The organism is Acidimicrobiia bacterium, from assembly GCA_018057765.1.
In the GTDB taxonomy this organism is placed as follows: domain Bacteria; phylum Actinomycetota; class Acidimicrobiia; order IMCC26256; family JAGPDB01; genus JAGPDB01.
This window is the reverse complement of record JAGPDB010000028.1, coordinates 1,739-12,680: the sequence shown is the minus strand read 5'-3', so window position 1 is coordinate 12,680 and position 10,942 is coordinate 1,739. Positions and strand designations below refer to the sequence as shown.

The following is a 10,942-nucleotide window of genomic DNA, read 5'->3' as shown; positions in this document are numbered from 1 at the left end:
GCAAATATAATTATGATTATTTTATTAACTATTTCGATTTATATACTTTTTACTTTTGGTCAGGTTTATTTTACTGCTAGAAATAATACTATTAATAAAAATACTAAAGCTGATGTGATTTTGGTTTTAGGAGCTGCACAGTTTAACGGTATGCCTTCTAAAGTTTTAAAAGCCCGCCTAGATTATGCACTAGAACTTTATAATCAAACGCAAGTTAAATATATTGTTGTTACAGGAGGGAAGGTCCAAGGTGATCAATCTACCGAAGCTAGTGCATCTGCAAACTATCTTATAAAAAAAGGTGTTGACGATTCAGTGATTCTGCGTGAAGTAAATGGTATTTCTACATATGACTCATTACGCGATTCAGCAAAGTTTTTAAAAGAGAAGAAATTATCGAAGGTAATTTTAGTAACAGATGGTTTTCACGAATTACGATCGAAATTGATAGCGCAAGATTTTGGTTTGAGTGTTATTACAGCACCAGTAAAAGATTCTCCGATAACTGGTAGCACAGAGTGGAAAAACTTTTTCACAGAAACAGGACGTGTATCATTAGGTCGTGTAATTGGCTTTCGTAGGGTCTCTAGAGACTCTTCACTGGCACATTTGATTAAATAAACCATATGATTACAATGTAGTTAGTTAAATTATCTACCGACTTGTGGAGTTGTGGCTTCGATGTTAGGATTTGCGAAACTATTGATGTATGGAGGCATAGTGAAGACACCTAGTTATAAAAGATTATTAGAAATTTTTGGTCGAAAACCTTGGGATGGCTCTTTAACGACTAGAGGCGGACCCGCTATAAGAACAAAGGTTGACGATTGGGAACCAGATGTAGAGGACCTAGTTACGGCAAGACGAATTGCTGAAAAATTTACTGATAATAATGATTCATTTCGTGCACCAAAAGAGCCTGTTGATTCTCCAGATTCTGAGTTAGGTAAAGCCTTAACTATATTAATGCTTTCAAAACAAGATGGAAATACATCGAGAATAGCATTGAGCGATGATCAGAAATTAGCTTGTGATGCTTTATTTCATGGCGCATTGATGTCCGTAGATGATGATTCTCGTCGTAAGATACTATATTCATTATTTTCAATACCCAATACTCATATAGGTGAACCTCTACAAGGCAGTCATTGGAATATCGATGCTCTAAAAAAATCAATTCTTGCCAGGAAAATATTATTTTACCTTGATGAAAAAACTGTAGATGATTTAGCATTTATAATGACCAAAAAATTATCGGATATGAATAAATCGCATCCACTATATCATGCTTTACAAAATGGTTTGAACTATAAGTTAGGTAGGCGTGCACATGAACTTGTATTTAGAAGATTAATAGATAAAGAACCATACAATTTTGACCCATTGACATGGGCTATTCAAAGCGGGTCAGTAAGAAAATTACAAGAACAAGCAGCTGGAATTGGTGAACTTTTGGTAAATGCTGATACTTTCCGTTCTTTAGCTAATTTAAGATTGATGTTTGAATACGGCTTAGGTAATTGCGTATCTCTTAATACGACTACATTATTAAGCTGGGTTGAAAAGTTAAGGTTGGGAGATACAGATCAACACGGTGACGTATTAATGGCCATAGCTGAATTTGCCGGCGAAAGGACAGGCGCTTCGGTTGTTAAACAAGGGCCAATTGCTAATGGACAATATATCGATTTAATATATATGGATACTTCGCCTTTATCAGTGGGAGCACCTGAGCCAACCCTTGTAGGAATAAAATATGATGGAAATTATTATTTGGGTAAAGATCCTGTTGAAAGATTTAAAGAGAAATTTAATTTAAATAACAATTATCGCGAGAGCCGAATATTTCCCTCGCTGCCACCCGAAGCTATTGACGCTTTGTATCTAGAGCTTGCTGTCATTTTGGATAATGCACATACGATGGCAAGACCAGTACTAGCACCAACATTATTTCAATAATAACGCGACATATGAATTCATTTATACAATAATTGATGAATGAAAGATTTAGCCGTTGATTTTTGTGATGTATCAAAATATTTTTTGCGTCCTATTAGAACTGATGAACGAAAATCATTATTCAAAAAAATATTTTCTAAAGAAAATTCGGAAACAGTATATGCTGTCAAAGATGTTAGTTTTCAGATAGAAAAAGGTGAAACTATTGCTTTTATTGGTCCGAATGGTTCTGGTAAATCTACAACAATAAAAATGATGACAGGAATTTTATTTCCTAACCAAGGTTCAATAAAAGTTCTGGGCTTATCGCCACAAGAACAACGTATTGAGCTTACTAGAAGAATAGGTTGCGTATTCGGCCAAAAATCTAACTTGTGGTTTCATTTACCTCCTTTTGATTCATTTAAATTATTAGGAAAAATTTATGATTTAGACACAAAAAAATTGAATGAACGTCTTGATGAATTAGTTAGTGCTTTTAATTTAAATGAACTTATTTACACTCCAGTTAGGAAATTATCATTAGGTCAACGTATGAAATGTGAGATTGTTTCAACACTATTACATAAACCTGAAGTAATCTTCTTAGATGAGCCAACTATAGGTTTAGATATTGTTGCAAAAACTCAGATTCGTGACGAGCTAATTAGGCTAAATAAAAAAGAAAATATTACTGTATTCCTGACTTCGCATGATGCAGGAGATGTTGATCAAATAGCTAATAGAACAATAGTAATAAATCATGGAGAGCTTTTATACGACGGCTCAACAAAAGAATTAAAAGATCACTATGTTCATACTAATAGGGTAGAGGTTATAAGTGAACCCTCGATGGAAGAAATAATTTCTGAAATATATCATGATGCTGGCAAAGGTATAGTAATTGGGTCCGAAAGTAAAAATAGTGATTAGTATTAAAGGAAATAAAAACAGATTTTCTTTGTACTACCTGATAGTTATATTAAGCGCTAAAGATAAAAATAGTAATTTTGCAGGTTGGGTTGTTAATGGTACTCAGATTGCATTGAGAATAACAATATATGCAGGCATGTATCGACTTGCATTAGGATCAAGCGATTCTAGATTTGTAAATGGGATATGGGCAATAGCTATTTCACAATTAATTTTTGGGTGCGAAAGACCACAACTATCGATACAAATAGGTAGAGAAATAAAAGATGGAACTGTTTCGATGTACTTGTTAAGACCAGTAAATTATATCAATCAAATGGTATTTTCATATTTTGGAAGATCGATACCCGGTTTATCATCGATTGCTGTCTTCGGTTTTGCAACAGCGTATTTGATAACGGGAAAAATCCCGATAAATATACTTAATTTACCTTTTGTTATATGTGTAATATTTTTAGGAATTGCATTAGCAATTTTAATAGAGACATTTTTAGGTATGACTGGTTTTTGGACAAATGATACTAATGGTGTTCAACTAATGAATCATAAACTAAATTTGTTATTTGGTGGAATCATCATTCCATTTGCGTTATTGCCAACTGGTATAGCAAAGATAGTGCGATTTACTCCATGGTCTATGTCCTTAGCTCAACCGGGATACGTTGCAACGCATTTTTCGTATACTCTTTTTATTGAAATATCATTATTAATAATACTTTGGTGCTTTGTCACCTATCTCTTATGTTTATATCTATTTTATAAAGGTATAAGAAAATTAAATTTAGGAGGTGGATAATGAAATCAATTCTTGTATACCTATACCTGACTTACAAATTTGTTGTTGTGGGAATTAAATCGGCATGGGAATATAAAATAAGTTTCTTTGTAACAATTTTCTCAATGTTTGTCAATGATATTCTTCTAATTGGTATATGGATAATATTCTTTGCAAAATTTAAAACTGTTAATGGTTGGACATTCGAAAATACACAAATTTTATTTGCAAATCTTCTCCTCGGGTTTTCAATAGCAATAACATTTTTTAGTGGAGTAATGAAGATGGCTGAGCGAATCTCAAAAGGAAAGATTGATACATATTTAACACAACCAAAATCAGTATTATTTAGGATGCTCACTGATGATTTTCAATTGAGTGTTTTTGGAGATCTTTTATTAGGTTTTGTAATCCTGTTTTATGTTTCTATTAAATACAATTATTCAAATTTTATTTATGTACCAATTGCCTCTGTATTTTTTGCGTGGGGAATGATAGTAAGTGCTGGTGCATTCGCACTGATCGGTTTTTGGATTAAGAAATTTGACAACGCGGCTAATAACTATTTTTGGACATTAGATGCTCCATCTATGTATCCACAAAATTCAATTATAGGTGGCGTAAAAGTGCTTTTCTTAACAGCTGTTCCATCACTTTGGTATATTTCTTTTTCCTATAAGTTTGTTAAGTTCCATTCTTTTTCAATGTTGGGTGTCGTCATTTTGTATGACATTGCTATGACCTTAATTATGGTTCTGATATTTAGAACCGGCATAAAGAAATATGAGTCCGGAAATGCAATAGCTACCAACGATTAAGATATAAAACATTAAAAAGTGTTAAACTTATCCTTCGATCGGGAGTGGTGTAATCGGCAACACGACAGTTTCTGGTGCTGTAATTGAGGGTTCGATTCCTTCCTCCCGAGCCAAACGAATAAGTGAATTCAGACAACTAGCCCATTAGCTCGACTAATAGATTATGCATTAATATTTTGATTATTTTCATTTTCTTGAATTGCTAAATTAACACTAAAGAATCATTGAAATAAGGTCGATTTACTTATTATGATAAGTGCACCTGGATCAGTAGAAAAAGATTACCGAAAAAATATGCGAGCCTTTAGCAGTAATACTTTTCGATTCGCGCTTTTAATTTCAATAATAGTATTTATGCTTGTTTCAAATACATTCGCTTTTGGTTCTGATGCAAAACTTGTAAGTAGTGGTAGTGCCTTATCCTTGAATAAGCCAATAGTTGGTATGGCTTCTACGCCTACTGGTGGTGGCTACTGGATGGTTGCTAGTGATGGTGGTATTTTTGCTTTTGGTGATGCTCAGTTTTATGGTTCAACAGGTTCCGTCAGATTAAATAGGCCTATTGTCGGCATGGCCGCAACTCCTAGTGGTTATGGTTATTGGTTAGTTGCTAGTGATGGTGGTATTTTTTCGTTTGGTGATGCTCAGTTTTATGGTTCAACAGGATCAATAAAATTAAATCAGCCTATTGTAGGTATGACATCTACACCTAGCGGTTCTGGTTATTGGATGGTTGCTAGTGATGGTGGTATTTTTTCTTTTGGTGATGCTCAGTTTTATGGTTCAACAGGATCCATTAGATTAAATAGGCCTATTGTCGGCATGGCCGCAACATCGTCTGGAACCGGTTATTGGATGGTTGCAAGTGATGGTGGTATTTTTGCATTCGGATCTGCTCAGTTTTATGGTTCAACTGGCAGTATTAAGTTAGTGCAACCTGTAACAGGAATGTCACCTTCAAGATCAAATCGCGGTTATCGTCTAGTTGCTCGCGATGGCGGTATTTTCTCTTTTGGTGATGCTCAGTTTTATGGTTCTACAGGTGGAAATTGTTTAGGTTCACCAACAGTATCAATGACATCAAATTATGGTTATGAAGGGTATTTCTCTGCTACCGAAAACGGTCAGGTTCGGGCGTTCTCGCCTAGCTCAATTGTTTCTTGCCAAGGTGTTGTTAACTCAGGTAGTGGTGGCTCAGGTAGTGGAAGCTCATCTGAGAATAGTATTGCAATGGATATATTTAATCGTGCAAATGCAGAAAGAGCAGCACGCGGACTGCGAGCTTTGACTTGGGATAGCGCACTTGCTGCTAATGCACGTAACTGGAGTGTTTCAATGAGCGCAAACAATAACTTTGCTCATTCAAACATATACCCGTTATTACAACGATTTCAAACTGCTGCAGAAAATATTGGTGTTGGTGGTCGTGGCACAACTTCAGGAGTGTTACATAATGCTTGGATGAGATCTACTGGTCATAGAGTAAATCTATTGGCACCAAACTTAGATGTAATAGGTGTAGGTGTATTTTGTGGGCCAGATGGAAGATTATGGGCAACTCAGCAATATGGTAGATATGTCAACTCTTCCTTGCCATCAGGTTTTGGGCCAACTCCTTCTCAAGACCCAATCACTAGGGGTGACAGTGGCGGGCTATCTTGCTAACTAGTTACTAAAATATTTTTATTCGAGTTATTCGTATGCTAGTGTTCTAACAAATTAAATTTTCTAAACGAAAAATTATAAATATTGTATTAATAATTTAAGTTCTTAACACAAGCATTCGATATACACATTGAATTTAATGAAATAATAAATACAGGGAGAGAAAATGACAGATAGATCATTTCACGTGCATAAATCAAATACTAAAAAAATAATTTCATCAATTTTAGTATTAATTTTGTTTGCCGGTTTTTTCTCTGTTGTTGATTCGAATTCAAATACGAAGGCTGCATACGCTTCAGGTGATCAACCAATATTAGGCGGTTCAACTTTAACACCAGCACAAATTGCTAAATATTTTAGATCTGTAAATAAATCTTCACTTTATAGTACTTATAGAGGAACTGTCTCAATAGATACACTGGCACAACTCTATGTAGATGAAGGCTATAGAGAAGGTGTCCGTGGAGACATGGCATTTATACAAGGTATAAAAGAAACGGGTTGGTACAGCTACGGCAATTCTGCAGTATCGCCATCACAAAATAACTTTGCCGGAATCGGTGCTTATAATTGTACTGTTATCAACGGAGCACAATATTGCGCACAAGGATTTACCTATGCAACTGCAAGAGATGGAGTTCGAGCTCATATACAATTACTTCGTAGTTATGCAGATGCATCGCGTGGATTAACTGATTACCAAAATCCTCCTTCATATTATCGTGGTTCAGCTCCGACATGGTCAGGACTAAATGGAAAATGGGCAGTACCAGGCACAGGATATGGTGAAAGCATAATATCAATGTATAACTCAATGCTTAACTATTCAGGAGTCGGAAATGGGTGCGCGCCAGACGCACAACCACCTTCAGCTCAAACTGCCGGTGCAGGTTATTGGATGGTGGCTCCAGATGGAGGAATCTTCACATTTGGTCAAGCACAATTTTATGGTTCAATGGGTGGTCAGCGTTTAAATAAGCCAATGATAGGTTTAGCCGCAACAAAAACAAACGGCGGCTATTGGACATTTGCAGCTGATGGTGGAATCTTTTCGTTTGGTGATGCTCAGTTTTATGGTTCAACAGGATCTATTAGGTTAAATCGTCCTATTGTTGGTATGGCTTCTACGCCTACTGGCGGTGGTTACTGGATGGTTGCTAGTGATGGTGGTATTTTTGCGTTTGGTGATGCTCAGTTTTATGGTTCAACAGGTTCAATAAAATTGAATTCTCCTATTGTTGGAATGGCGCCAACTGCTAACGGTGGTGGCTATTGGCTAGTTGCAGCTGATGGTGGAATTTTTGCATTCGGTAACGCACAATTCTACGGTTCCACTGGTGGGCAAGTATTGAATTCTCCTATTGTTGGAATGGCAGCTAAAAAACAGGGTACTGGTTATTGGCTATTAGGTCGAGATGGAGGAGTATTCTCATTTGGTTCAGCACAGTTCTTCGGAACACTAAGTAAATGTGTCGTTGGAAATGCATCAATGATTCAAGCAAGCCCTACTGGAAATGGATATATAATCTCTGCAACAGATGGACGTATAGCAACATTTGGGGACTCAAGACACTTCGGATGGCCATACGTTACAAATGTTGCACCTGTTGGTTTTAACTTGATGAATTAGAAATGAAAAATAAAACAGACTTATATGAGATCCCGTACATTGGTAAAGCAATGGTACGGGATTTCGCTTTGTTGGGAATAAATTCTATAAATGATCTACAAGGCAAGTCTCATATAAAACTTTACGATGAAATATGTAGCCTGACTAATAGTATCCATGATCCATGCGTTCTTGACACATACGAGATGGCTATACACTTTGCCCGAACAGGGGAGTCACTGCCATGGTGGGAATTTTCCCGTATAAGAAAAGAGAAAAAGCTTGAGTAATGAAAAAGATATAATAATTAAACTATCTAGTATTATTATCTTATGTCCGAACTTACATCTTTAGAAAATCGTATAGCTAAACTTGAATTACGAAATAAAATGGTCGAGAGTAATAAAAGATGGGAAACATCATTCATACGACGTATTTCAATTGCAACACTAACATATTTTGTCATTCTTGCATATCACGTGATCATTGGAGCAAAGAATATGTGGATTATCAGTGCTGTTCCGGTTTTAGGATTCGTGATTTCAACGCTATCTTTACAATATATACGTAAAGTTTTTGATCAATCGCAAGAATAAGTGCCAGATTTTCTACACTAGAACTGCTATCAAGTAGCATATAGTGCTCAAACTTTAAGTTTGATAGGTCCCCGTCGACTAGCGGCCTAGGTCGCCACCCTCTCAAGGTGGAAACGGCGGTTCAAATCCGCTCGGGGATGCTCATCGTATATTATTGTTTCCACTTTGGTGACTGTGATATCGGTGCGGGTTCAAATCTGTTTGGGGATGCTCATCGTATATTATTGTTTCCACTTTGGTGACTGTGATATCGGTGTGGGTTCAAATCTGTTTGGGGATGCTCATCGTATATTATTGTTTCCACTTTGGTGACTGTGATATCGGTGCGGGTTCAAATCTGTTTGGGGATGGTTCTTGGTTAAGGTATAGATGTTGATTTTTTCGATTGCAATTTGGAAACTTATAATAGCTTCAATAGTTGCTTTCTGTGCGTCTATATTAAACGCTACATCAGGTGGCGGTTCCTTTTTGACATATCCAACATTATTGTTACTTGGTGAGTCTCATCTGATAGCAAATGCAACATCGACGGTTGGCCTTTGGCCAGGTTTGATTTCTAACCTTCCAGGATTTAAACACGAATTAACAACACAAAAGAAATTTCTAAAACTATTTATTCTTCCAGTTTTATTTGGAGCTGCAACTGGAAGCTATGTACTAACAAAAACATCAGATGAAGTATTTAGTTATGTTGCACCTTTATTAATAGTCTCGGGTTCATTCGTTTTGCAATTTCATACAAAAATAGAACATCTATTTGATAAAGTTAAATTAGGTTCAGAAAAAAGAAAGATTGCAGTAGTGACAATATCAACTTATTTTATTGCAATTTATGCAGCATATTTTGGAGCTGGAGTCGGAGTACTTTTCTTAGCCGCTTTTGCATTTTTGAAACTTGAAAATATTTATCATTCTATTGCCATCAAAAATTTTTTAGCTACAAGTTCGAATACTATTGCTACTGCTTATTTCTCTTTTGCAGGTTTAGTACATTGGCCTGTAGCAGTGGCAATGGCGTTCGGTTCAATAAGTGGAGGAATAGTTGGATCTCGTCATATTAGAAAAATTGATAAAGATCTAATGCGGAGATTTGTTGTTATATTTGGTATCTTGACATCTATTGGATTGCTGACTGCACAATTTGTTTAAGTTCAAACTGAAAAAAGGGAATAGCTGATTATTTTAGAAATACTATTAATATCATTTGTTCTAGCTCTAGATGCTTTTAGCGTAAGTATCGCTCTAGGTATTAAATCTAAACAACATACGATAAAAGAAGCATCTATTATCGCAATATTATTTGGATCATTTCAAGGCTTGATGCCAGTTATCGGATGGTCAATAGGAAATATCTTAAAAGATTTCATCGAATTATATAGTAGCTGGATTGCTTTTACACTGTTAGTTTCAGTGGGCATAAAAATTGCTTACGATAGTTTTAAAAAAGAATCGATATCTAAAAGTATAACTTTTTTAACTTTAATCTCATTATCTATAGCGACAAGTGTCGATGCATTAATTGTTGGTACAACCCTCGTTGCTCTAAAACTTTCGTTATTGTCTTCAGCTGTTGTTATTGGCTTTACAACTTTGTTTTTATCGATCTTTGGTTATTATCTAGGAAAAAAATTAGGTTCATTGTTTGCGAAAAGAATAGAACTTGTTGGAGGAATAGTTTTAATATTATTAGGAATTAAATATTTGATTAATTAATTTTTGGTATTTTTGTAATATTTTTTTACAATAATTTTTTTTATAAAAACTAAAAACAATTATTGTAAAAAGAATTATTATCTATAATGTTGCTTAAATAGTATAAAAAGCTCTAGAATATTGTTAGCCAATTTTTACAAAAGAAATAGTTTGTAAAATATGTAAGTGAAGGAAATTCGTAACATAAATAATTGTTAAATTAATTTTTTAAATTGTCTTTTACTTTTTAGTAATTTTACAAAATATAGATTTTTTTAAGAAATATTCGGAAATACTTGACATACTATCGTGAACGTACTCGACTAGATACTTAACGGGCAAGACTAAAATGGAGGTTACCGTGAATAAGACAGAACTAATCGAAGCAACAGCAGAACAAACTGGATTCGCAAAGAATCAAGTTGAAGCTACATTAAAGGCAATTACTGACACAGTAGTTGCAACAGTAGCTAATAAAGAGCAAGTTACTCTTCCTGGATTCGGGGCATGGAAAGCGTCAGAGCGTGCAGCTCGCGTTGGCCGAAACCCACAAACTGGTGAAGACATAAAAATCGCAGCAACTACTGTTCCTACATTTAAAGCTGGATCAGCCTTTAAAGAACAAGTTAAAGCGAAAAGATAATAATCTAACCTAGATTATTAAACACCCTCAAGAAAAACCGAAAGGTGGCACTAATGCCTGCAGCAAAGAAAACTACTGCGAAGAAGAAAGCTGTTGCTAAAAAAGCTCCAGCTAAAAAGGCTGTTGCTAAAAAAGCTCCAGCTAAGAAAGCTGTTGCTAAAAAAGCTCCAGCTAAAAAGGCTGTTGCTAAAAAAGCTCCAGCTAAGAAAGCTGTTGCTAAAAAAGCTCCAGCTAAAAAGGCTGTTGCTAAAAAAGCTCCAGCTAAGAAAG

The 10,942-nt window shown here is 35.4% G+C and carries 13 protein-coding genes and 2 tRNA genes; all 15 read left to right on the top strand.

Going from position 1 to position 10,942, the window contains the following annotated elements; genetic code table 11:
- A partial coding sequence (locus tag KBF89_07995) for a YdcF family protein (GenBank protein ID MBP9116265.1) occupies positions 1-621 on the top strand: 621 nt, incomplete at its 5' end.
- A 99-nt stretch (positions 622-720) separates the two neighbouring features.
- Positions 721-1,959, top strand: a complete 1,239-nt coding sequence (locus KBF89_07990) for a hypothetical protein (GenBank protein ID MBP9116264.1) — start codon at positions 721-723, stop codon at positions 1,957-1,959.
- A 39-nt stretch (positions 1,960-1,998) separates the two neighbouring features.
- Positions 1,999-2,871, top strand: a complete 873-nt coding sequence (locus KBF89_07985; GenBank protein MBP9116263.1) for an ATP-binding cassette domain-containing protein — start codon at positions 1,999-2,001, stop codon at positions 2,869-2,871.
- A complete protein-coding gene (locus tag KBF89_07980) occupies positions 2,864-3,667 on the top strand; it encodes an ABC-2 family transporter protein (protein MBP9116262.1) in 804 nt (267 codons plus the stop codon). Before KBF89_07985 ends, KBF89_07980 begins: the two co-directional genes overlap by 8 nt.
- The gene (locus KBF89_07975) at positions 3,667-4,464 is read left to right on the top strand and encodes an ABC-2 family transporter protein (protein ID MBP9116261.1); all 798 of its coding nucleotides are present in this window, start codon (positions 3,667-3,669) and stop codon (positions 4,462-4,464) included. The genes KBF89_07980 and KBF89_07975 overlap by 1 nt, the downstream gene beginning before the upstream one ends.
- Before the next feature lie 38 nt (positions 4,465-4,502).
- Positions 4,503-4,577: transfer RNA gene (locus tag KBF89_07970), tRNA-Gln, on the top strand.
- 136 nt (positions 4,578-4,713) lie between these two features.
- Entirely contained in the window at positions 4,714-6,129 is a 1,416-nt protein-coding gene (locus KBF89_07965) for a CAP domain-containing protein (GenBank protein MBP9116260.1), read from the top strand.
- Positions 6,130-6,295: 166 nt separating this feature from the next.
- Positions 6,296-7,762, top strand: coding sequence for a glucosaminidase domain-containing protein (locus tag KBF89_07960; protein MBP9116259.1), 1,467 nt, complete (start codon positions 6,296-6,298; stop codon positions 7,760-7,762).
- A 2-nt stretch (positions 7,763-7,764) separates the two neighbouring features.
- Positions 7,765-8,031: a Mitomycin resistance protein mcrB gene (locus KBF89_07955; GenBank protein ID MBP9116258.1), complete on the top strand. Its 267-nt coding sequence runs from the start codon at positions 7,765-7,767 to the stop codon at positions 8,029-8,031.
- A gap of 42 nt (positions 8,032-8,073) precedes the next feature.
- A complete protein-coding gene (locus KBF89_07950) occupies positions 8,074-8,337 on the top strand; it encodes a hypothetical protein (GenBank protein ID MBP9116257.1) in 264 nt (87 codons plus the stop codon).
- Positions 8,338-8,404: 67 nt separating this feature from the next.
- Positions 8,405-8,477: transfer RNA gene (locus KBF89_07945), tRNA-Glu, on the top strand.
- 229 nt (positions 8,478-8,706) lie between these two features.
- Complete coding sequence (locus KBF89_07940; protein ID MBP9116256.1) at positions 8,707-9,486, top strand: sulfite exporter TauE/SafE family protein; 780 nt, start codon at positions 8,707-8,709, stop codon at positions 9,484-9,486.
- A gap of 24 nt (positions 9,487-9,510) precedes the next feature.
- Positions 9,511-10,050, top strand: coding sequence for a manganese efflux pump (locus KBF89_07935; protein ID MBP9116255.1), 540 nt, complete (start codon positions 9,511-9,513; stop codon positions 10,048-10,050).
- 340 nt (positions 10,051-10,390) lie between these two features.
- Positions 10,391-10,672 carry an HU family DNA-binding protein gene (locus KBF89_07930; GenBank protein ID MBP9116254.1) on the top strand — a complete coding sequence of 94 codons (282 nt, stop codon included), beginning with the start codon at positions 10,391-10,393 and terminating at the stop codon, positions 10,670-10,672.
- Positions 10,673-10,725: 53 nt separating this feature from the next.
- Positions 10,726-10,942, top strand: a 217-nt coding sequence (locus KBF89_07925; GenBank protein MBP9116253.1) for a hypothetical protein, incomplete at its 3' end; no start/stop codon positions are given.